The organism is Paraburkholderia azotifigens (genome assembly GCF_007995085.1).
Taxonomy (GTDB): domain Bacteria; phylum Pseudomonadota; class Gammaproteobacteria; order Burkholderiales; family Burkholderiaceae; genus Paraburkholderia; species Paraburkholderia azotifigens.
The window spans coordinates 1,525,857-1,548,016 of record NZ_VOQS01000001.1; the positions used below are offsets into that span (position 1 = coordinate 1,525,857).

Annotated in this window: 21 protein-coding genes and 2 tRNA genes; 15 read left to right on the forward strand and 8 right to left on the reverse strand. The window is 65.3% G+C overall.

The window, feature by feature from the left end; all coding sequences use genetic code 11:
- Positions 1–66: 66 nt before the first annotated feature.
- Both FRZ40_RS06725 and pncB read right to left on the reverse strand, forming a co-directional pair.
- Positions 67–729 carry a LutC/YkgG family protein gene (locus tag FRZ40_RS06725; protein WP_147233696.1) on the reverse strand — a complete coding sequence of 221 codons (663 nt, stop codon included), beginning with the start codon at positions 727–729 and terminating at the stop codon, positions 67–69.
- Positions 730–922: 193 nt separating this feature from the next.
- Positions 923–2,122, reverse strand: a complete 1,200-nt coding sequence (pncB, locus tag FRZ40_RS06730) for a nicotinate phosphoribosyltransferase (RefSeq protein WP_028367661.1) — start codon at positions 2,120–2,122, stop codon at positions 923–925.
- A gap of 418 nt (positions 2,123–2,540) precedes the next feature.
- On the opposite strand from pncB, the gene fdxA reads away from it, so the two are divergent.
- The 8 genes from fdxA to FRZ40_RS06775 all read left to right on the forward strand — a co-directional run bounded on the left by fdxA (position 2,541) and on the right by FRZ40_RS06775 (position 6,921).
- Positions 2,541–2,864: a ferredoxin FdxA gene (gene fdxA / locus FRZ40_RS06740; protein ID WP_028367660.1), complete on the forward strand. Its 324-nt coding sequence runs from the start codon at positions 2,541–2,543 to the stop codon at positions 2,862–2,864.
- 111 nt (positions 2,865–2,975) lie between these two features.
- Positions 2,976–3,051, forward strand: a tRNA-Asn gene (locus FRZ40_RS06745).
- Positions 3,052–3,114: 63 nt separating this feature from the next.
- Positions 3,115–3,190: transfer RNA gene (locus FRZ40_RS06750), tRNA-Asn, on the forward strand.
- Positions 3,191–3,386: 196 nt separating this feature from the next.
- Positions 3,387–3,881, forward strand: coding sequence for a CreA family protein (locus tag FRZ40_RS06755; protein ID WP_035542364.1), 495 nt, complete (start codon positions 3,387–3,389; stop codon positions 3,879–3,881).
- 37 nt (positions 3,882–3,918) lie between these two features.
- Positions 3,919–4,746 carry an AraC family transcriptional regulator gene (locus tag FRZ40_RS06760; protein ID WP_147233697.1) on the forward strand — a complete coding sequence of 276 codons (828 nt, stop codon included), beginning with the start codon at positions 3,919–3,921 and terminating at the stop codon, positions 4,744–4,746.
- 86 nt (positions 4,747–4,832) lie between these two features.
- Positions 4,833–5,600 (forward strand): AzlC family ABC transporter permease, encoded by a 768-nt coding sequence (locus FRZ40_RS06765; protein WP_147233698.1) that lies wholly within the window; start codon positions 4,833–4,835, stop codon positions 5,598–5,600.
- The gene (locus FRZ40_RS06770; protein WP_028367656.1) at positions 5,597–5,920 is read left to right on the forward strand and encodes an AzlD domain-containing protein; all 324 of its coding nucleotides are present in this window, start codon (positions 5,597–5,599) and stop codon (positions 5,918–5,920) included. The genes FRZ40_RS06765 and FRZ40_RS06770 overlap by 4 nt, the downstream gene beginning before the upstream one ends.
- A 233-nt stretch (positions 5,921–6,153) precedes the next feature.
- A complete protein-coding gene (locus FRZ40_RS06775) occupies positions 6,154–6,921 on the forward strand; it encodes a DUF4088 family protein (RefSeq protein ID WP_028367655.1) in 768 nt (255 codons plus the stop codon).
- A gap of 55 nt (positions 6,922–6,976) precedes the next feature.
- Here the strand turns inward: FRZ40_RS06775 and FRZ40_RS06780 are convergent, their stop codons facing one another.
- The 3 genes from FRZ40_RS06780 to FRZ40_RS06790 all read right to left on the reverse strand — a co-directional run bounded on the left by FRZ40_RS06780 (position 6,977) and on the right by FRZ40_RS06790 (position 10,187).
- Entirely contained in the window at positions 6,977–9,226 is a 2,250-nt protein-coding gene (locus FRZ40_RS06780) for an ATP-dependent helicase (protein ID WP_147233699.1), read from the reverse strand.
- A gap of 151 nt (positions 9,227–9,377) precedes the next feature.
- Complete coding sequence (locus tag FRZ40_RS06785) at positions 9,378–9,620, reverse strand: hypothetical protein (RefSeq protein WP_193567001.1); 243 nt, start codon at positions 9,618–9,620, stop codon at positions 9,378–9,380.
- A 99-nt stretch (positions 9,621–9,719) separates the two neighbouring features.
- A complete protein-coding gene (locus tag FRZ40_RS06790) occupies positions 9,720–10,187 on the reverse strand; it encodes a hypothetical protein (RefSeq protein ID WP_028367652.1) in 468 nt (155 codons plus the stop codon).
- Positions 10,188–10,511: 324 nt separating this feature from the next.
- On the opposite strand from FRZ40_RS06790, the gene FRZ40_RS06795 reads away from it, so the two are divergent.
- From FRZ40_RS06795 to fumC, 5 genes are all read left to right on the forward strand, one after another.
- Positions 10,512–10,730: an RNA-binding S4 domain-containing protein gene (locus tag FRZ40_RS06795; RefSeq protein ID WP_012400207.1), complete on the forward strand. Its 219-nt coding sequence runs from the start codon at positions 10,512–10,514 to the stop codon at positions 10,728–10,730.
- Between the two features lie 216 nt (positions 10,731–10,946).
- Positions 10,947–12,356 (forward strand): MATE family efflux transporter, encoded by a 1,410-nt coding sequence (locus tag FRZ40_RS06800; RefSeq protein ID WP_147233700.1) that lies wholly within the window; start codon positions 10,947–10,949, stop codon positions 12,354–12,356.
- Between the two features lie 966 nt (positions 12,357–13,322).
- Positions 13,323–14,282 (forward strand): ketopantoate/pantoate/pantothenate transporter PanS, encoded by a 960-nt coding sequence (gene panS / locus FRZ40_RS06805; protein ID WP_147233701.1) that lies wholly within the window; start codon positions 13,323–13,325, stop codon positions 14,280–14,282.
- A gap of 323 nt (positions 14,283–14,605) precedes the next feature.
- Positions 14,606–16,231, forward strand: coding sequence for a phospholipase D family protein (locus FRZ40_RS06810; RefSeq protein ID WP_193566975.1), 1,626 nt, complete (start codon positions 14,606–14,608; stop codon positions 16,229–16,231).
- A 75-nt stretch (positions 16,232–16,306) separates the two neighbouring features.
- A complete protein-coding gene (gene fumC, locus FRZ40_RS06815; RefSeq protein WP_028369772.1) occupies positions 16,307–17,707 on the forward strand; it encodes a class II fumarate hydratase in 1,401 nt (466 codons plus the stop codon).
- A gap of 82 nt (positions 17,708–17,789) precedes the next feature.
- On the opposite strand, the gene FRZ40_RS06820 is transcribed toward fumC, so the two are convergent.
- The 3 genes from FRZ40_RS06820 to FRZ40_RS06830 form a co-directional block, all read right to left on the reverse strand.
- Positions 17,790–18,296 carry an acyl-CoA thioesterase gene (locus FRZ40_RS06820; RefSeq protein WP_028369773.1) on the reverse strand — a complete coding sequence of 169 codons (507 nt, stop codon included), beginning with the start codon at positions 18,294–18,296 and terminating at the stop codon, positions 17,790–17,792.
- 198 nt (positions 18,297–18,494) lie between these two features.
- Complete coding sequence (locus tag FRZ40_RS06825) at positions 18,495–19,547, reverse strand: GlxA family transcriptional regulator (protein ID WP_147233703.1); 1,053 nt, start codon at positions 19,545–19,547, stop codon at positions 18,495–18,497.
- A 35-nt stretch (positions 19,548–19,582) separates the two neighbouring features.
- Positions 19,583–20,848, reverse strand: coding sequence for an MFS transporter (locus FRZ40_RS06830; RefSeq protein WP_147233704.1), 1,266 nt, complete (start codon positions 20,846–20,848; stop codon positions 19,583–19,585).
- Here FRZ40_RS06830 and FRZ40_RS44335 point away from each other — a divergent pair.
- Entirely contained in the window at positions 20,839–21,159 is a 321-nt protein-coding gene (locus FRZ40_RS44335; protein ID WP_167528624.1) for a hypothetical protein, read from the forward strand. The two genes, FRZ40_RS06830 and FRZ40_RS44335, sit on opposite strands and share 10 nt — an antisense overlap.
- A gap of 152 nt (positions 21,160–21,311) precedes the next feature.
- Positions 21,312–22,025, forward strand: a complete 714-nt coding sequence (locus FRZ40_RS06835) for an ArsR/SmtB family transcription factor (RefSeq protein WP_147233705.1) — start codon at positions 21,312–21,314, stop codon at positions 22,023–22,025.
- Positions 22,026–22,160: the final 135 nt, after the last annotated feature.

The window sequence follows — 22,160 nt, forward strand, 5'->3', positions numbered from 1 at the left end:
AAAGCAGAGGCGCGCGTCGCTACCGGGCGATGCGCAGGCAACACACGGCCTTCCACCAGCACGGCGTTACGCGCCACGCACGACGATCGCATGCACGCGATAGGGACCGTGCGCGCCGAGCACGATGGTCTGCTCGATGTCGCCCGTACGCGACGGGCCGGAAACGAAGTTGACGGCGCGCGGCAGTTCGCCGCGTTCGCTGCGGATCAGGTTAAACGCATCCTCATGACCGGCGACGATGCGCGAGGCCGGCACGACCGCGATGTGCGTCTCGGGCAGCAGGCCCGCCGACGCGTAGGTTCGCGGTCCGGAGAGCAGCACCAGCGTGCCCGTTTCGGCCGTCGCGCAGAAGCAGCCCGTGATGCCGACGCGGTCTTCGTCGCGTGGCTTGCGGAACTCGACGTCGATGCCGGAGCCGCCCCAGGGCAGCGCTTCGAGCGTCTGCCACGCGATGGCCTGGGTCGGCAGGTTCAGTTCGGAGAGGTAGCGGTGTGCGGCGGCAGGTACGTCGTCAAGCGACTCGACGGTATCGACCGTGGTCGCCATCTTCTTCGCCTGCTCGATGAAATGTGCGGTGAGATCGGCCGGCATCGGCGGACGCGGACCTTGCGGATGGCTCGCGAGATACGCTTGCGCCGCGTCGCGCTCGGAGGCGGCCGGCTCGGGTTCGCGCCCTTGCGCGGCTCGGATGCGCGCCAGGATGTTGCGGCGGGCCGTCGATGTATCCATGTGCAATATCCTCGTGCGGGTGATCGTGTGGACGATGCGAAATACGTCTGTGAGATGCGCGCTCTCACTGCGCATCGACCCGCGAATTATACCGGCCGCCCTTCGCGCCAACACCTGGCCGGATGGCATATAGCGGCGCCCATGCAAAGCGCCGACAATGACCTTCACATGCTCCTGAGCGGCAAGCGGCGCGTTACTTGCCCGCGTCTTCTTCCACAGGATGGTCGATGCCGAACACCTGGCGCAGATAGGCGAGGTACGCCTTGTCTTCGCACATGTTCTTGCCCGGCGAGTCGGACAGCTTCGCCACGGGCTGGCCGTTGCACTTGACCATCTTGATCACGATCTGCAGCGGGTTGTAGCCGAGATCGTTGGTCAGATTCGTGCCCACGCCGAACGCGAGCTTGCAGCGGCCACGGAAGCGCTCGTACAGCTGCAGCACCTTCGGAATGTCGAGCGCGTCGGAGAACACGAGCACTTTCGTGCGCGGGTCGCAGCGGTTCGCTTCGTAGTGCGCGAGAAGGCGCTCGCCCCAGTCGAACGGGTCGCCGGAATCGTGGCGTGCGCCGTCGAAGAGCTTGCAGAAGTACATGTCGAAATCACGGAGGAACGCCTTCATGCCATACACGTCCGACAACGCGATGCCCAGGTCGCCACGATATTCCTTCGCCCACATTTCGAAGCCGAAGATCTGCGAGTCGCGCAGGCGAGGGCCCAGCGCCTGACAGGCCTGCAGGTATTCGTGCGCCATCGTGCCGAGCGGCGTGAGGCCATGCTTCATCGCGTAGAACACATTGCTCGTACCCGCGAACTGCTCGCGCAGGCCGTCCTTGAGCGTGAGGATGACCTCCTCGTGCCAGCGGCCCGAGAAGCGGCGGCGCGTGCCGTAGTCTGCGATCTTGCATTCGGCGAATTCGGGCCGCGCGCCCAGCAGCTGAATCTTGTCACGCAGTCGCTCACGACCTTCGCTGTAGTCAGGCTGCAGTTGCGTGTTGCGGAAATAGACTTCGTTGACGATCGCGAGCACGGGGATTTCGAAGAGGATCGTGTGCAGCCACGGCCCCTTGATATCGATCTCGATTTCGCCGTTGCCTTTCGGCGAAGGCGTGATCGAAATGTACTTTTCGCTCAGATGAAAGAGCGCGAGGAAATCGATGAAGTCGTTCTTGATGAAGCGCATCCGGCGCAGATAGTCGAGCTCGCCCTCGTTGAAGCGCAACTTGCAGAGCTTGCGCACTTCGCTGTGTATTTCGTCGATGTACGGCACGAGGTTGACGTTCGGCGTACGGCAGCGGAATTTGTATTCGACGTTGGCGGCCGGGAAATGATGCAGCACGACCTGCATCATCGTGAACTTGTACAGGTCGGTATCGAGCAGCGAAGTAATGATCATGATCTTGCAAACCGGAACTGCATAAAAATCGGAAGACGTCAGGCCTCGCGCGCCATCGCCCTTTCGTGTTCGCCTCGCGCGCCATGTCGCCATGGGCGCCCGGTCTTCGCGCGGGATTCGCCCGCAGCGGGTCTCAGGCAGATCCCGAGTGGGTTCCTGACGGGTCTCGCGAAGATGCTGTCGCATGTTACCCGAATGCGCGCAGGCGGTTGTTCCAATGCGCGCAGCGCCATGTCGGCCGGTGCGCGCGCATGGCGCGAACGGCCCGCCATGACGCGCGCCATAAACTAATCACCAAACGATATAAACGGGTTGGGACGATCGCGTATGCACTACTTGACGTTACGTTACAATACCGCTTTTGGCGTCTTGCCATCTCCCCACTACCCAAAAGATATCGTTTGCAGGAGTTGCCTGAATGACTCACGTTGTGACCGAAAGCTGCATCAAGTGCCGCTATACCGACTGCGTCGATGTGTGCCCGGTGGACTGCTTTCGCGAAGGTCCCAACTTCCTCGCGATCGACCCGGACGAATGCATCGACTGCGCCGTGTGCGTGGCGGAGTGCCCGGTGAACGCCATTTACGCTGAAGAAGACGTGCCTGGCGACCAGCAGCACTTCACGGAACTCAATGCCGAATTGGCAAAAGCATGGCCGAGCATCACGAAGACCAAGTCGCCGCTGCCCGAAGCCGACGAATTCAAGGACGTGAAGGAAAAGCTCGCGCTGCTCGAGCGTTGATCGAAGCAAACCTGTCGCCCGGTTCAAATCAGTCGGATTAATTGAGATGAGCCGGAGGTATTGACAGGTTCTTCTACACCTCCTACAATTTCGCTTCTCTGCTGTTGTTGTTCCCCGATAGCTCAGTCGGTAGAGCGCCGGACTGTTAATCCGTAGGTCCCTGGTTCGAGCCCAGGTCGGGGAGCCAAGAATTGCAAAGGCCCGTTAATCACAACGGGCTTTTTTATGTAGCAACACGTTGTACTGCTGTTCCCCGATAGCTCAGTCGGTAGAGCGCCGGACTGTTAATCCGTAGGTCCCTGGTTCGAGCCCAGGTCGGGGAGCCAAAATTCGAAGGCCCGCACATGTGCGGGCCTTTTTCTTTTTTGCGATCCTGCAGCGATCGGTGTTCATCAGCACGGTCAGCCGCCATATCGTCGCGCCCCTGGCGTCGACGGCAAGGCCGGACAACCAGGTTACGATGGCGTTCTAATCGGCAGCCACTATGCTGCTCATCCACTCGCCCAATCTTCCGGTCACCTGATGAAAATCGCCCTGCCCCGCGTGCGCGTCGAGCGCGCCGCCGCCCTCTTCGCCGCCGCGTTCATCTGCGTGCCGCTCGTGCAGGCCGAAGAGGTCGCCAGCGTCAACACGAACTTTCATATTACCGGCTCGGACCGGGTGGTCGTCGAAGCATACGACGACCCTGCCGTGCAAGGCGTCACCTGCTACGTGTCGCGGGCGCGTACGGGCGGCATCAAGGGAACGCTCGGGATCGCCGAAGATCCGACCGAGGCGTCGATTGCGTGCCGCCAGGTCGGAGCCGTCAAGATCCCCGAACCCCTGCGCCAGCAGGCCGATGTGTTCACGGAACGGATGTCGCTGATCTTCAAGACGCTGCACGTGGTGCGCGTCGTCGACACGAAACGCAACACGCTGGTCTATCTGACCTACAGCGACCGCGTCGCGACGGGCAGCGCGAAAAACAGCGTCACCGCCGTGCCGATGCCCGCCGGCACGACGATCCCCGTCCGATGATTGCGCGGTAGACTGACAGGTCCCCCGGACTTCGACCATGACTTCGACCCGTTTCCGCGATAACGCCCGCTATTGGCGCACGCCGCTTCTGCCCGGCGCGGATCTGCTCACGGCCGAATATCACGATCACGAGTTCACGCCGCACTGGCACGACGCGTACACGATTCCCGTGATCGAGGCAGGCGCGGAAACGTATCGATATCAGGGCGCGCGGCACGTCGCGGAAGCGGGCAGCGTACCCATCATCAATCCCGGCGAAGTGCACACCGGCTCGCGCGCGATGGACGAAGGCTGGCGTTATCGCGTGATGTACGCGCCCGTCGAGTTCATTCATGCGCTCGCGGAAGACATCGCGGGCTGCACGCAGCCGCTGCCGTGGTTCGAAGCCGACGTGATCCGCGACCCCGATCTCGCCATGCGGCTGTCGCGTGCGCACCAGCTGCTCGAGGCGGACGGAGATCCGCTCGTCGCGGAAGCGGCGATGCTCGACGCACTTTCGACATTGCTCGTGCGCTACGGCCGCACGCGCCCCGCCACGCCGCAGTCCGCCGGCAACGACGCACGCGTCGTCACGATGAAGGAGCAACTGGCGGGCGACCTTGCCGCGCCGCTCAAGCTGGCGGATCTCGCTGAGTCGGTCGGTCTCTCGCAGTTTCATGCCGCGCGTCTTTTCGCCAAGGTGACGGGCCTGCCGCCGCATGCGTGGCGCAACCAGCTCCGGCTGCAGCGCTCGCTTGGGCCGCTGCGCGCGGGCGCGTCGGTGGCGGACGTCGCGGCGGAAAACGGCTTCACCGATCAAAGTCACTTCACACGGCATTTCCGCCGCATGTTCGGCGTGCCGCCGGGGCGCTGGCAGTCGTCCTGAGCGCTCGCTATCGCGCGAGACGAACAGACCCAGGCTACACACCCCTGGCGCAAGAACGTACAAGCCGCCACTCCCCTCGCCCGGCTATGCTTCGCCCCATCGAGGAGGAAAGATTGACTCACCCTGCACAACCCACTCACCGCCTGAAGGAATTCACGGCGGGCGCGCGCGACACGATCCCGATGATCATCGGCTCGTTGCCGTTCGGCGTGATCTACGGCACGCTCGTCGCGTCCGGACCGCTGCATCTGTGGCACGGCCAGCTGATGTCGCTGGTCGTGTTCGCCGGCTCCGCCCAGTTCATCGCGCTCGGCCTGATCGCGGGCCACGCGAGCTACGCCGTCATCTGGGCAACGACGCTCGTCGTCAACGCCCGCCACGTCCTCTACAGCGCGACGCTCGCGCCGTATGTGTCGCATCTGCCGCCGCGCTGGCGCTGGGCGCTCGGCGGCCTGCTGACGGACGAAGTGTTCGCCGTCGCCTGGGCGCACTACCGGCTGCAGCCGCCCGGCGCGGTCGGGCCGTACTACTTCCTCGGCTCGGGTCTCGCCATGTACCTCAACTGGCAGACCTGGACACTCGTCGGCCTGCTGTTCGGCGCGGCCTTTCCGGGACTGCAATCGCTCGGACTCGACTTCGCGATGGTCGTGACATTCATCGCGATCGTAGTGCCGCAGCTCGTCGCCGTGCGCTATCTGGCCGCGGCCGTCGCCGCCGGCGCACTCGCATTCTTCTGGCAGGACTGGCCGTACAAACTGGGTTTGCTGGGCGCCGTCTTCGTGGGCGTCGCGGTGGGCGTGTTGCTGTCGCTGCCTGCGATCCAGCGCACCCGCACGGCGGAGGCATCGCGATGAATTACGTCCTTCTGATTCTCGGCATGGCCGTCATCACGTGGCTGATCCGCACCGCCGTGTTCGTGATCGGCGATCGCATCGTGTTTCCGCCGCTCGTGCGCACCGCGCTCGGCTTCGTGCCCGTGACCGTCCTGACGGCGATCATCGTGCCGATGGCCGTGTCGCCGCACGGCACGGACGCGGAAATCACGTGGCGCAATCCGCAACTGATGGGCGCGCTCGCCGCCATCGCTGTCAGCGCGCTCACGCGCCGGCCGCTGCTCACCATCGCGGTGGGCCTCGCGGTCTTCTTCGTGTGGCAAGGCGTCGTGCTGAAGTAACCCTGCGCTGACTTCCGCGCGCGCCGTCCGCCCGGCACGGCGCGCCGCCCTCAAGTTCCCTTTCAATCCGCCGATAAACACTCGTGGTCCGTGAACCAGGCAGCGTCCGTCGACGGTATGCCGGCAAGCCGGACAGAACCGCGCCGGATACGGGTGCCGTCTGCGCACGGGGGCGCACGGCACGAGGCCAGCGCCTCGACGGATGTCGCGCGGTCGACGAAACGGGATAAGACATGGGTCAGATTACCCTCAACATCAAGGACGAAACGCTCGCATCCTTGCGAAAGGATTTCGAGGCGTTCGTGCGGGTCTCGCTAAAGCTGGATCCGCAGTTCGCGACGCCTTCGTTCGAGGATTTCCTGCGGGCAAAACTGCTCGACAACATGGTGCCGCTGACCGAGAACGCCGTGCAGCGGATGCTGCAGGGCGGCCAGTACGCATGGGCGAAGCGCACGCTGGACAAGGAGTTTCCGGACGTCGTCGCGATTCTGATGAAGCAGGCAAGCGAGTTCGGCTTCGGGTTCGCGTCGCGCTCGGAATGGACGCCCGAAGAGCTGGCGAAGCAAAGCCGCGAATGGGCTGCCGCGATCGTCAAGGAAGCGGAAGGCGCGCCTTCGCTGGTGGATCCGCTCGCCGCGCAGATCAAGTCGGCGGCACAGGACATCCAGGCGCTCGAGGAAACGATGCAGACGCCCGCCTGGCGTCTGGCCGAGTCGCTGCGTCAGCGGGTGTACGAGGCGAAGGTCGCGTGCGAAACAAGCGTGGGCAGCGCGGCGCGCGAAAAGCTCGGCGAACTGCGCGGGCTTTTGCGTCTGGGCATTTCGCACGGCTCGTTCCAGAAGCAGGAAGCGCAACAGATCATGGAGTATCTGCGGCTCCTGAAGCCGGAGATTTTCGTCGAAGAGCCGTATGACGTGTTCACACGGCTCGCCGCGTGGCTGCGCAACTTCTTCATGCCGCCGCCGCGTCCGCAGCAGCAACAGCAGCGGCAGTCGCGCTAGGCTCTATCCCAAGACAAACGGCGTTCGCAATGGACGCCACAAGATCGCGGCATGCTCAGTCCCACATCTTTCTGAGCTTCGCCGCGATTTCTATTTTGGCCTGCGCGGCGGCGGCGAGCCCTGCCTGAGTCGGCGCCGACACGACGGGCACGGGCGGCCAGGCATGGGAATCGAACAGCGGCAGCAGATGCGGCGGAATGAAGCGCGTGCGGGACGCCCAGACGTGACGGTCGCCGAGATGCGTCTGGTTGTGCACGTAGAAACGCTGCGGCATCACGATGTGAAGGTCTTCCTTCGCGCGGGTCATCGCCACGTACAGCAGACGCCGCTCCTCGTCGATTTCCTCTTCGCTGCCCGTGCCGAGATCGGACGGAATGCAGCCGTCGACGCCGTTGAGCACGAACACGTTGCGCCACTCCTGCCCTTTCGCCGAATGGATGGTGGACAGGATCAGATAGTCCTCGTCGATCAGCGGGACGCCGGATTCGTCGCTGGTGGCGTCGGGCGGATCGAGCGTCAGTTCCGTCAGGAAGCGCTCGCGCGACGCGTACGTGCCCGCGATGCTCTCCATCTGCACGAGATCGGCCTGACGAATCGACGCGTCCTCGTGATTGCGCTCCAGATGCGGCTCGTACCAGCGGCGCACCGACTCGAACTCGGCGGGCCACGGTGTCTGCCGGCCGCACACGGACGCCATCATCGCCACGAACGGATGCCAGTCTTCGAGCGTGCGCGCGGGCGGCGCGAACGCGGCAAGCGCGCTGGCCGCGCAGCCGGACACACCGTGCGCGGCCTGTAGCCCGTCGCCCGAACCGGGCGCATCGGCGCGCGCGACGATATCGTCGAGCACACGCGCGGCCGTCGCCGGCCCGACACCCGGCAGCAGTTGCACGACGCGAAAACCCGCGACGCGGTCGCGCGGATTCTCGGCCCAGCGCAGCACGGCGAGCACGTCCTTGACGTGAACGGAATCGAGAAACTTCAGGCCGCCGAACTTCACGAACGGAATGTTCCGCCGCGTCAGCTCGATTTCGAGCGCGGCGCTGTGGTGCGCGGCGCGAAACAGCACCGCCTGCGCCTTCAGCTTCATGCCTGCTTCGCGCGCGGCCAGCACCTGTTCGACGATGTAGCGCGCCTGGTCCACTTCGTCAGCGACGGTGACGAGATGGGGGCGCTGCGCCGACGCCTTGTCGGTCCACAGGTTCTTCGTGTATCGCTCGGTCGAGAGATCGATCACCGCGTTGGACGCTTCGAGGATCGGCTGCGTCGAGCGATAGTTGCGTTCGAGCGTGACCTGCTTCGCGGGCGGGTCGAAATGGGCCGGGAAGTCGAGAATGTTGCGCACGGTCGCGCCGCGAAACGAATAGATGGATTGCGCGTCGTCGCCGACCACCGTCAGGCCGCGCCCATCGGGCTTCAGCGCAAGAAGGATCGACGCCTGCAGCCGGTTGGTGTCCTGATACTCGTCGACGAGCACGTGATCGAAGCGGCCAGACAGATCGGCGGCAATCGCCGGCTCTGCGGCCATGTGCGACCAGTAGAGCAGCAGGTCGTCGTAGTCGAGCACACTCTGCTTCTGCTTTGCGTCGACGTAGGCCGCGAACAGCATGCGCAGATCGGCTTCCCATTCGCGGCACCACGGAAACGCGCTGTTCAGCACGTCCGCAAGCGAAGCGCCCGTATTGACGACGCGCGAGTAGATCGCGAAACACGCCGATTTCGACGGAAAGCGCTTTTCCTTCGCCGAGAAGCCGAGTTCGTGGCGCACGAGATTCATCAGATCGGCGGAATCTTCGCGGTCGTTGATCGTGAAGGTCGGCGACAGGCCGATCAGATCTGCGTACTCGCGCAACAGGCGCGCGCCCACGCTATGGAACGTGCCGGACCACGCAAGCCCCTGCGCAAGCGCGGCGCGCGCGCCGAGCGCCGCGCCCGCGATGCGCGTGACGCGCCGGGTCATTTCGAGCGCCGCGCGGCGCGAGAACGTCAGCAGCAGAATGCGGCGCGGATCGGCGCCCGTGACGACGAGATTCGCGACCCGGTGCGCCAGCGTGTTCGTCTTGCCGGAACCCGCGCCCGCGATGACGAGCAGCGCGCCGGACGGATGCGCGACATCGTCCGCGCCATATTCGACGGCTTCGCGCTGGGCGGCGTTGAGCTTCGCGAGCCAGTCGGCAGCGGCCGCCGACGCGGATGCCGAGGTGGCCCCATCCGGCACGGCAGACGACGATGGAGACGGGGAATCGGCGACGGAAAGCACGATCGGCGGGTCGGAGAGTGGAGGCGACGCATACTGTATATCCATACAACCCGCGACGACAAGCGCCCCATTTTCCCCGGGTCGCCGAAGCAAACGCTGCGGCTCGTGCGAAGAAAAAGAAAAGCCCGGCGCGTGACCGGGCTTTTCCTTTCCGCCGGAACGGAGCAAACCGTTCAGCGAGCGACGTAGAGCATGCCTATTGCGATTTCGCGTCCTTCACCTTGGCGTCGGCGTTCGCCTTATCGGCGTCGGCCTGCGCTTCGGTCTTCTTCCTGTCGGCCTTCGCCTGCGCGACGTCAGCCTTCTTGTTGGCCTTCGCCTGCTCCTTGGCCGCCTTGCTGTCGGCGTGAGTCATAGGCTCGGATGCCGGGTCGTGCGTCTGTGCGACGGCGAGCGTCGACATGCTGCCTGCCATCAGCGCCGCGCACAGCGCGCTCATTGCCTTACTGGTCTTTTTCACGTTGTTTTTCACGTTGTCCTCCCTGCGTCAAACATCGAAACGGTTACTGCTCGAACACTGCATCGAAAAACACGAGCGTCAGTTGTGCGCCTCGCCCGATGCCGCCGCGCCGGTCGGCTGGCCCTGCATCTCGGCCTTCAGTTCGTTAGACGCCGCTGCCTTGTCGGCCTTTTTGTTGAGCTTCGCATTGCGGACCTGGTCCTTGTAGGCGTCCTTCGCAGCCTTCTGCTGCGCCTTCATCTGTTCCTTCGACGTCTGCTTCTGCGCGCGATATTCGGCGTTGGCCTGAGCGTCGGCGTTGCGCTTCTGGACGAGCGGATCGGTCGAGCCCGGCGCCGTCAGGTTCTGCGGCGCAGGAGCCGGCATCTGGACGCCTTGCGCAGCGGGTGCGGCGGCAGGCGCCTGGGTCATCTGGGCCGCGGCAGGTGCCTGCGGCTGGGCGGACGGATCCGCCGAAGGTTGGGTCGCCGTCTGGGCGAAGGCGGCAGTCGATGCAATCGCAGTCGTCAGGGCGGTACCGATCAGGAGCGTACGGAGCTGGTTCATGGCAATCCTCTCTGAAGTTTGTCGATGTCGGCGCGCGGGCGGGTTGTCGGTTGACGCCCAATGATCCGGCGCCATGCCCACGCTATCCGCCTGCCGCAAAAATGCAGCAGGCTATTCCACAGACCGGGCCTTTGCGAGTGGAGTTCTCCACAAAAGCCGACTGTTACTCACCGTATCATTTCCTGACAACTGAATAACATCTGCTTGCAAGTGCCCGATCCGACACCATGCGCATTGGGTACGCGAGGTCGCGCGCCACGCGATGGCTTATCATGCGAGTCGTTTTTCCCACGATTTCGCCGACCACCGTCGATTGCAACTGCCATGCCCAACCTCGATTTCACCCTTACCGGCGACTACGTCGAACTCCACAATCTGCTGAAGATCACCGGCCTCGCGGACAGCGGCGGATCGGCGAAGGTGATCGTCGCGTCGGGCGCCGTCACGGTCGACGGTCAGGTCGAAACGCGCAAGACCTGCAAAATCCGCGCGGGCCAGGTTGTGCTGCTCGGCGACACGCGGATCGCCGTTCACGAGGGCTGACCGTCTTCTGCCCGTTCGGACGCCGACGCAGCGACGCGAGACATGCGGCCTGCATGACCGCCCCACTGCCGCCGCCAAAACCCGCACCAAAAATGTGCCTGTTGATCGACAGCGCCGCGTTCCCGCAATAAGCTGTCCGTCTGGACAGAAAAACAAACAGCGCGGCCGTTGACCTTGACCGCGCGTGTCGCCCTTTCGCGCCTTCGCGCTTCGAACATGAATCCAACCGGAATGTCCCGCGCGATGAGCGGGCCGCCCACGCTTTCGCGTCACGCCGCCGACACGGCGCGTCTCGCCGCCCCGCTCGCCATCGCGCAGCTCTCGCAGATGGCGATGAGCGTCACCGACACGGTCCTGCTCGGCTCGCTCGGCCCCGACGCGCTGGCGGCGGGCGGTCTCGGCGCGAACCTGTTCTTCGTCGTCGTGACGCTGCTGCAAGGCGTGCTGACGTCCGTCAGCGTGAGCGTGTCGCATGCGCGCGGCGCGCAGGACGAGGATCGGGTGCCGCACATTTACTGGACGGGCTTTTTGCTGTCGCTGCTGCTCGCCGTGCCCGCGTTCGTGCTGCTGTCGTTCGCGGCGCCCATCATGACGGCGTTCGGCGAACCGGCGCTGCTTGCGCACAATGTGGGCGAATACTGCGCGGTGCTGCGCTGGGGCGCGCCCGGCAGCCTGATCGGCATTGGCCTGATGCGCTCGTTTCTGCCTGCGATCGGCGCGGCGCGGCGGCTGCTGTGGGTATCGATTGGCGGCGTGTTCGTCAACGCGTTCCTGAACTACGGGCTGATTCACGGCGCGTACGGCTTGCCGCGCCTCGGCTTCCTCGGCTCGGCCGGTGCGACGACCTTTACCGTGTGGCTCACGGCGCTCACGCTGATGGGGCTGCTGCATCTGCGTCCGCGTTTTCGGCATTTCGTGACGGCCACGCGCCCGAACGTGCCGCTGATGGGCGAGCTGTTCGGCATCGGCTGGCCGGTCGCGATCACGTATGGCGTCGAATCGACGCTGTTTCTCGCGACGGGCCTGATGGTCGGCCTGCTCGGCGAGTCGCAGCTGGCCGCGCATCAGATCGCGCTGAACGTGGCGTCGGTGGCATTCATGGTGCCGCTCGCAATCGGCCAGGCGGCGAACGTGCGCGTCGGCTTCTGGTCGGGTGCCGGGCAGCCGCTTGCCGCACGGCATGCGGGGTTTGTCGCGCTTGGCCTGGGTGTCGCGTTTATGAGCCTGTCGGGGTTGCTGCTGATCACGGCGCCACATTTCATCGTCGGGCTGTATCTGCATCTGGACGATCCCGCGAATGCGCCGACTGTTGCGCTCGCCAGTTCGTTGCTGGGCGTGGCGGCGATTTTTCAGATCGTCGATGGGATGCAGACGGTCGGGTCAGGGTGCCTGCGCGGGCTCAAGGACACGCGGGTTCCCATGATCGCTGCGGCGTTTGGGTATTGGGGGATTGGGTTTCCTACCGGATACACGCTGGCTTTTCACTTCGGGCTTGGCGCCCGGGGGTTGTGGTGGGGGCTGGCTGCCGGGCTCGCCAGCGTGGCGTTGCTGATGACGCTGCGGTTTCATCGCATGAGTTTGAGGCGCATGCGCGGTGAAAATGCAGTGGCGGTTGCTGGGCGGTAGCTGGTTTGGGTTTGGTTTCTGTCGTGGCATCCGCGATTTCGTATCGGTGCTGCAAGCGTCGCCCCTGTGCGGGGCGGCACTTACTTTCTTTGCCGCCGCAAAGAAAGTAAGCAAAGAAAGCGGGCTAACCCCGCCAGTTCTGGTTGTTGCCTGCGGGCCCCCACGGGTCCCGCACGCCAGACGGCAACGCGCTATCCCAAGTGCGTTGCCAGCGCCTTTAACCGGCGCATCACCCTCTCCAATCACCCGTAGCGCAGCCAGCGGCAGCGATCCGTCTGCGCCGCCCAGGTGGCAAACGGTGTGTAGGTTGTCGCACCTCTTACGCTGGCGCTCCTACGACACCGATCCCGCTTTTCTGTCCGGAGTGGTGCACTTACGTCGCGACGGCCTACACACCGTTTGCCACCTGGGCGGCCGTGGACTTTCTGGTAACGCGTTCCGTGACGCGGGAGTGTGCAGCGGGTGAGGCGTGAGTTAGCACGCTGGCAACGGGCGTGAGTCAGCGCGTTGCCGTCTGGCGTGCGGGACCCGTGGGGGGCCCGCAGGCAACAACCAGAACTGGCGGGGTTAGCCCGCTTTCTTTGCTTACTTTCTTTGCGGCGGCAAAGAAAGTAAGTGCCGCCCGCACAGGGGCAACGCTAGCAAACCAGAGACATAACGCGGATGCCAGCGCAGCAACAACCCCTTCGCCCGCGCAGGCAAACCGCGCAGGCAAACCGCGGATGCCAACGCAGCAAACAGCCAGAACCACAAACCAACCATAAGCATGCTTCCAGTCGACAGGTAAAATCCCACATCCCGTCGGCGACCCAGCCGCACAAAAGCAAAGCTCCCCACAGGGCACTTGGGGAAGGCTCTCGCACGGTGCACCGATCCCGCGCCCGAGGCCGCACCAAAACATCAGCGCACCGCGAAACAAAAAATCCGCGTCGCGAAACAACAAACCACCAGAGGATCACCCTTTCCATGCTTCCCCGCATCACCCGTCTTTTCCCGCTGTGGGCCGTGCTGGCCTCGCTGGCCGCCTACTTTTCGCCATCGTCGGTGACGGGCATCGCTCCCCACGTGACGACACTGCTCACCATCATCATGCTGTCGATGGGCGTCACGCTCTCCATCGACGACTTCCGCCGCGTCTTCACGCGCCCCGCGCCCGTCGTCGCGGGCATCGTGCTGCATTACCTCGTGATGCCGCTCGCCGCCTGGGTCATCGCCAAAGTGCTGCGCATGCCACCCGACCTGACGGCGGGCATGGTGCTGGTCGGCAGCGTCGCGAGCGGCACGGCGTCGAACGTAATGATCTATCTGGCGCGCGGCGACGTCGCGCTGTCCGTCACGATCAGCGCGCTGTCGACCCTCGTCGGCGTGTTCGCCACCCCGCTGCTCACGCGCCTGTACGTGGATGCGTCGATCGCCGTCGACATCCACGGCATGCTAATGAGCATCCTGCAGATCGTCGCGCTGCCGATCATCATCGGCCTCGTCGTCAATCATCTGTTCGGCAAGCTCGTGCGCAAGATCGAGCCCGTGTTGCCGCTGGTGTCGATGGTGTCGATCCTGCTGATCATCGCGGCCGTGGTCGGCGGCACCCAGAAGAGCATCGCATCGGTGGGCCTCGTGGTCGCGCTGGGCGTGGTGCTGCACAACGGCATCGGCCTGCTCGGCGGCTATTGGGGCGGACGACTGCTCGGCTTCGACGAAGCCGTGTGCCGCACCCTCGCGATCGAAGTCGGCATGCAGAACTCCGGCCTCGCTGCAACGCTCGGCAAGCTCTACTTCACGCCGATCGCCGCCCTGCCCGGCGCGCTGTTCTCGGTCTGGCACAACCTGTCGGGCTCGATGCTGGCAGGCTACTGGGCAGGCCGCCCGGCGAAAGGCTCGACGGCACAACAGAAAGCTGACGCGCTCGCCCGGGAACGCGCCTGACACCAGGCACGCCGCTTCGTCCGCAGCCTCATCCGCATCATGGACCGCGCGCCTTGCACGGCGCGCGGCGGCCGTACCCTCACCTTTCGAAAGCCGACGCTACTTCCGGCACACGCTCAGGCACGCGCGTTGCGTGACATGCGGCACGGCTATCCGACCCGTTTTTGCGTTTGCCCGTAGAATGTCCCCGTCGATTGACGGGAGGCCGACGCGTGCCGGCTCATGATTCGAACGGCGCGACCGCTTTGCCGTATCGGAAGACACGACGCAGGGAACAACGCAGCACCCGCATCGCGCGAATCCCGCAGATCGAGCGAGGCCCAATGTTCATACGCATCACATGTGGGACTTGCGTGACACGTGTTGTCACGCTTTTCATGTCGGCGATCCTGCTGGCGGCCTGCGCGACGCGCCCGCCCGCCACCGCGTTCGACCGCCCCGTCACGCACGCGCTGCCCGCCACCGACGCCACGCCGCTCGCCGCCGCGCTCGCACCGCCCGAGCATGCGCACCCGGGCCAATCCGGTTTTCGCGTGCTGGCTGACGGCACGGAGGCGCTGCAAATGCGCATCGCGCTCGCGCGCTCGGCGACGAAGACGCTCGACATGCAGTACTACATCGCCGAGGAAGACACGACAGGCAAGCTGCTGCTCGGCGCCGCGCTCTATGCGGCCGACCACGGCGTGCGTGTGCGCATGCTGGTCGACGATCTGAACTTCAAGGACATCGACCGCGTGATGGCCGCGCTGAACTCGCACGACAAGATCGAGATTCGCGTTTTCAACCCGTTCGGCAGCGCGTCGACGAGCTTCTACCAGCGCAGCCGCAACTTCTTCACGCAGGTCGGCGCCTTCACGCGGCGCATGCACAACAAGGCGATGATCGCCGACAACCAGATCGCGATCGTCGGCGGCCGGAACCTCGGCGACGAATACTTCAGCGCGAGCCCGACACTGCAGTTCCGCGATATCGACGTGCTCGCGGCCGGCCCGATCACGGCCGACATCTCCGCGAGCTTCGACGACTACTGGAACGACAGCAACGCGTATCCGCTGCGCGTACTGAACAAGCAGAAGTTCGATCCGCACGATCTCGACACCATGCGCGACGAGCTGCGCGCGCACTGGCGCAAGAACGCCGAGCCGTACAACGCGAAGCCGCTGAACGCGACGCCGCTCGCCACGCAGATCGCGAAAAATGAACTGGGGCTCGTGTGGGCGCCCGCCGAATTCAAGGTCGACTCGCCCGAGAAGATGAAACTGCCCGCCGATCAGTACAAGAGCCCGCCGATGCAGCGGCTCATCGAGCTGATGCGCGACGCGCAGCGCGAATTCCTTGTCACGTCGCCGTATTTCGTGCCGCACCAGGCGGGCGTCGATGCACTCGGCGCGCTCGTGCAGCGCGGCGTGAGCGTCAAGGTGCTGACCAACTCGCTCGCCGCGACGGACGCCGTCGCCGTGCAGGCGGGTTACAGCCCGTACCGCGTGCCGCTGCTCGAACGCGGCGTGCAGTTGTACGAATTCAAGCCGACCCAAGGCGATGAACCGCCGACGGCGGGCCTGTTCGGCTCGCGCTCGAAAGCAAGCCTGCATGCGAAGACGTACGTGATCGACCGCCACACGCTCGTGATCGGCTCGATGAATCTCGATCCGCGCTCCGCGCATCTGAACACCGAACTCGCGCTCGTGATCCATAGCCCGCCGCTCGCGAACGACGTCGCGAAACTCTTCGATCAGGCGACCGCGCCCGCTCTCAGCTATCGCGTGACGCTCGCGACACCGGCCGAACTCGCTGCACTGCGCAACTCGGCGACGCCGCAATCGAAGCTCGTCTGGACCGACGAAGAAAACGGCCAGACCCGCCGCTACAACCTCGATCCCGGCGCGGGCTTTTACCGCAATGCGCTGACGGGTCTATTCTTGTTGCTGCCAGTCGACGAGCAGTTATAGCGGCGCAGCCATGCGGCGCGTGTGCGCCGCTTTCCCCGGCAAGCCTTCCGATCACCCAGTCAAGCGGAGAAGAACATGACCGAAGATGTACGCATGGAACGCGATACGTTCGGCGAAATCGCCGTGCCGAACGCGAAATTGTGGGGGGCGCAGACGCAGCGTTCGCTGCAGAACTTCAAGATTTCGACGGAAAAGCAGTCCCCTGAACTGATTACGGCACTCGCGATCATCAAGCGTGCCGCTGCCGAAGTGAACCTGAATCTGGGCGTGCTCGACGCGACCAAAGCGAAGGCGATCATGGCCGCCGCCGACGAGATCATCGAAGGCAAGCATCCCGACGAATTTCCGCTCGCGGTCTGGCAGACGGGCTCGGGCACGCAGACCAACATGAATCTCAACGAGGTGATCGCGAACCGCGCCAGCGAACTGATGGGCGGCCAGCGCGGCGAAGCGCGCCTCGTGCATCCGAACGACGACGTGAATCGCGGGCAATCGTCGAACGACGTGTTTCCGACCGCGATGCACGTCGCGGCGGCCGTCGGCATCGTCAAGCACCTGCTGCCGGCCGTGAAGACGCTGCGCGATACGCTCGACAAAAAGGCCAAGGCGTTCGCCGATATCGTGAAGATCGGCCGCACGCACCTGCAGGACGCGACGCCGCTCACGCTCGGGCAGGAATTCTCCGGCTATGTCGCGCAACTGGATCAGAACGCGAAGCACATCGAGTCGACGCTCGCGCATCTGTACGAACTCGCGCAAGGCGGCACGGCTGTCGGCACGGGCCTGAACGCACATCCGAAGTTCGCCGGCGACGTGGCGGCCGCGATCGGCCGCCTGACGGGCCTGCCCTTCGTGTCGGCGCCGAACAAGTTCGAAGTGATGGCAGCCGCCGATGCGCTGGTGTTCGCGCACGGCGCGCTGAAGACGCTTGCGGCAAGCCTGATGAAGATCGCCAACGACATCCGCTGGCTCGCGAGCGGTCCGCGTTGCGGCCTGGGCGAACTGTCGATTCCCGAGAACGAGCCGGGCAGCTCGATCATGCCGGGCAAGGTGAACCCGACGCAATCCGAAGCGGTGACGATGCTGTGCTGTCAGGTGTTCGGCAACGACGTCGCCGTGAACGTGGGCGGCGCGAGCGGCAACTTCGAACTGAACGTGTTCCGGCCGATGGTCGCGCACAACGTGCTGCAGTCCGTGCGCCTGCTCGCCGACGGCATGCACAGCTTCAACGACAACTGCGCGGTCGGCATCGAACCGAACCGGGAGCGCGTCGATCAGTTGCTGAATGAATCGCTGATGCTCGTGACGGCGCTCAATCCGCACATCGGCTACGACAAGGCCGCGCAGATCGCGAAGAAAGCGCACAAGGAAGGCACGACGCTCAAGGCGGCCGCGCTGGCGCTCGGCCATGTGACGGAACAGCAGTTCGACGAATGGGTGCGTCCGCACGACATGGTCGGCAACGCGAAGGGCTAACTCCCCGCTCGCCCCTCTCTCCCCTCGTCAGTCAGGATGCTCTCGTTGCCGCGAACGCAAGGAGAGCATCCGGCCCGGCGCTTCAGACCTTGCCTTGCGCGACTTCCTCGGGCTTCAGTTCGACGATCGCATCGAGCGCGGCCTTCACATCCATCGCGTAGTTCGCGAGACGCTTCTGCTCGTCCGTCTGCGGCACGAACGACGGCACGGGCACAGGGCTTCCGTTCTCGTTGACGGCGACCATCACGACGAGGCAATCCGTGGTTTGCAACAGCTCGCCGCCCTTCGGATCGCCCGCATGCACGGACACATGGATATGCATGCTGGTGCGCCCCGTCGCGACGACGCGCGCGCGCAGTTCGACCAGATTGCCGACGTGAATCGGCCGGCGGAAGCGGATGTTGCCGACGCTCACCGTCACGCAGTAGCGCCCCGACCAGACCGCCGAGCACGCATACGCGGTTTCGTCGATCCATTTCATCAGCGCACCGCCGTGCACCTTGCCGCCGAAGTTGACCGAGGTCGGCTCGGCGAGAAAACGGAACGTGGTTTCTGAACGATCCAGCGGCGCGGCAGTTGGCGTGCTCATCTTGACTCCCGTCAAACAAAATCGAAAGGAGCCGATTATACGAGGGCAATAAGGCTGCCGTTGTGGTATCGGGGCTTCCACCCGCTTCCACACGCTTCGACCCGCTTCGACCCGTCTCGCCCCCTGTCGCCCCTTGCAGCATTCCGTTACGCGACGTGCAGGCGTACCGCGCGCAAGAGGCATCGGAACGGGCTCGCGTCAGCGCAGCGCCGACGCGAACCGCTCGCGGTAATCGAGCGGCAGCACGCCGAAGCTGCGCATGAACGCGCGCCGCAAGTTCTGCTCGCTGCCGAAGCCGCAATCGAGCGCGATCCGCTTCAACGGACGGCGCGACTCGGCCAGCGCGCGCGAAGCCGCCTCCAGCCGCATCGCCGAAACGGTTTTCGCGGGCGTGCGCCCCACTTCGTCGACATAGCGGCGCGCGAAGTTACGCGGACTCATGCGCGCTTCTTCGGCGAGCCGCTCGACGGACAGGTCGCCGTTCAGGTTCGACGCCATCCAGCCGTGCAGGCCGTCGAACGCGCCGCCCGCCGACGTCTGCGCCGCGAGCGCCGCGCTGAACTGCGACTGGCCGCCCGGCCGCTTGACGAACACCACGAGCCGCCTTGCAACCTGCATCGCGACGGGATGCCCGTAGTCTTCCTGGATCAGCGCGAGCGCGAGGTCGATGCCCGCCGTCACGCCCGCCGATGTCCACATCGAACGCTCATCGCCAGCCTCGTTGCGGGGTAACGGCTCGCGGATGAAGATCGGCTCCGCGTCGACCTGCACGCGCGGAAAGCGCTCCGCGAGCCGTCCGGCGTCGCGCCAATGGGTGGTCGCGCGGCGTCCGTCGAGCACGCCCGCCGCGGCCAGATAGAACGCGCCCGTGCACACCGAGCAGACGCGCCGCACATGCGGCGCTCGCTGCGCGATCCACTCGATCAGCGCCGGTTGCAGCGTGCGCGGATCGTCGACGGGAATGCCGGGCACGATCAGCGTATCGATCGGTTCGTCGCCGAGCGCATCGAGGCGCTGCGTGACGACGGGCAACCCCGGAAACGTGTCGAGCACGCCGCCGTCGATCGACGCGACCGTCGTGCGGTAGGCAACGGGCTCGCGCGACGTCGCGGGCACACGCCGCGCGTCGCGCACCGTCAGTTCGGCACGATGGAACGCTTCCAGCGGGCCGCAGGCGTCGAGCAGCACCAGGTCTGGCGCGACGGCGAACACCACATGGCGGACCCTGGGCGTGTCGGGCGTGTCACTCATCGTGCTGCTGTCCTTGATTCGTTACGAAAGGTCGTTCAGAAGCTCGACGCCGCCGTCATGCGTCTGCGCGACCACGCGAACGCCAGCGTCGCGAGCGCCGCCAGCGCGAGAAACGGAAAAATCGCCGCGTTGACGGCCGCCCAGCCAAAATGCGCGAGCATCTGCCCCGCGCACAGCGAACCGATCGCGGAAAACGCAAAGGTCGTGAACTCGCTGGTCGCCTGGGTCTTCGCGCGCTCGGACGGCCGGTACGACTGCGCGAGCAGCGTCGTGCCGCCGACGAACATCAGGTTCCAGCCGACGCCGAGACAGGCGAGCGCCGCATAAAAGTGCGGCAGATCGGTCGAACGCAGCGCCAGCACGCCGCACAGCGCCGACAGCACGATGCCCGCGCCGATCACGCGCAGCACGCCGAACCGCGCAATCAGGCGCGCCGAGAAAAACGACGGCGCGAACATGCCGACCAGATGCCACTGGATGATCTGCGCGCCATCGCCGATCGAGTGTCCGCAAGCGACGGCGGCAATGGGCGTGGCTGTCATCACGAACATCATCACGGCGTAGCCGAGCGCGTTGTTCGCCAGCGCGGCGACGAAGATCGGCTGGCGGACGATCGCCCGCCAGGATCGCGCGGGCTCACGCTGCGCGGCGGGGTCCGCGTGCGGCGCGGTATCGCGATACAGGCCGGCGACGAGCGCTATCGACAGCAAGCCGAGTCCCGTCACGAGCGCATAGGAACCGGCGAAGGCGATGGGCGCGAGCCAGTCCTTGCTCCACGCGGCGAGCGCGGGCCCGAGCACGGCGGCCACCACGCCGCCCGTCAGCACCGTCGAGATCGCGCGGCTCTTGGCTTCGACGGGTACGGCGTCGGCGGCCGCGAGGCGGTAGTACTGCGCGAAGGCCTGAAACACGCCGACAGTCGCCGTGCCCGCGCAGAACGCCCAGAAACTGTGATGGAAGATCGCATACACCGAGATCGCGCCGCCCGCCGCGCCGATGCCCGCGCCCAGCAGAAAGCCCGCTCGCCGGCCGATGCGCGCCATCAGGAACGAGGCGAACACGGTCGTCAGCGCGGCCGCGACGGTGATGAGCGAAAACGGCAGCGTGGCGAGCGACTTGTCGCCGGCGAGCGTGTAGCCGACGAGGCCCGTGAGCGTCAGATCGATCGATACCGACGACGTATAGAGCGCCTGGCACACGGCCAGCACCCGCGCGGCGCGGCGGCCATGCGGCTCGGCATGGCGCGGCGCGCTCGGGAGGACGGCAGGTGCGTCGGGTGCAGCGGTGGAAGATGACGGCATCGGTGGCCTCGCGGCTGGGTGACGATGTCGGCATCGTCACATCGATCGCCTTGGCAGAAAGGCCAATGATGCATCAATTCCTGCCAGATGTGCGTGCGCCGTTCACGCAGCGTCGTGGCTGCGATTCCGCGTCTCAGTTGTGGAAGGAGACGCCTTCGTCGATCGTGCCGTACATCGTGATGCTGCCCGACCCCGCCGACGACGGTCCCGACCCGCCTTGCGCACAAGCGCTGCAAAGCACGGCGGCGGTGAGCACGGCAAACAGGATTTTCATGACTGCGTTGTTCACTCAACGGAAGAGAGCCTTTTGATTCTAGCCTGGCCGCCCGCGCCAACGCAGATTGCCCCGACCGGGCGTCGCACGCGAGAATGCATGCGACGCTTCACGACAACCTGAAACATCGAATGCGCACGACGCCTACAGTGGAGCCATGACCCGCGCAACCGACCAACGGAGACTCTTATGGCAGCTGCACTTCCCTCAGAAGCGAGCCACTTTCCCGGCTTGAGCCACATCGGCGGGCTGCTTGCCGATCCCGGCCGGGCCGCAATGCTGTGGGCGCTGATGGATGGCACCGCGCGTCCGGCGGGCGAGCTGACGCTGATCGCGGGCCTGTCGCCGTCGGCGGCGAGCGCGCACCTTGCGCGTTTGACCGACGGCGGGCTGCTCGCGCTCGAAGTGCGTGGACGGCATCGCTATTTCAGGATTGCATCGGCGGAAATCGCCGCGACCATTGAGGCGCTCGCGAACGTCGCGCAGGCGGCCGCGCCGCAGCGGTCCGTGCCGCGCCCGGCACGCACCGTGCCCGTCGACATGCGCTATGCGCGCACCTGCTACGACCACATGGCGGGCGAGCTGGCCGTGCGCGTCTACGAACGCCTTGTCGACGGCGGGCTGCTGACCGTCCATGGCGACGCACTCGACGCGACGGCCGAAGGCGCCGCCTTGCTGGCCGACTGGGGTATCGACGTGTCGCAGCATCGCACGCGCCGGCGCCGCTTTGCCTGCACCTGCCCCGACTGGAGCGAACGGCGCCCGCATCTCGGCGGCGCGCTCGGCGCGGCGCTGCTCGATTCGTGGTCGGCGCATGGCTGGGTCGAGCGCACGGACCGGCCGCGAATTCTGCGGGTGACGCCCGCCGGCCATCGTCATTTCGACGACTTTCTCACGCATTGACGAACAATTCGTCTGACAAGCGAAAGGTGCGACAACTTTTGTTACAGCGCCGTCGGGATGGCTTACAAATGAGAGCGCCTTGAAACAGGGGCGCCGGGTACAGTGATTTCACACGGCGCGGCCTGATGCAGCGCC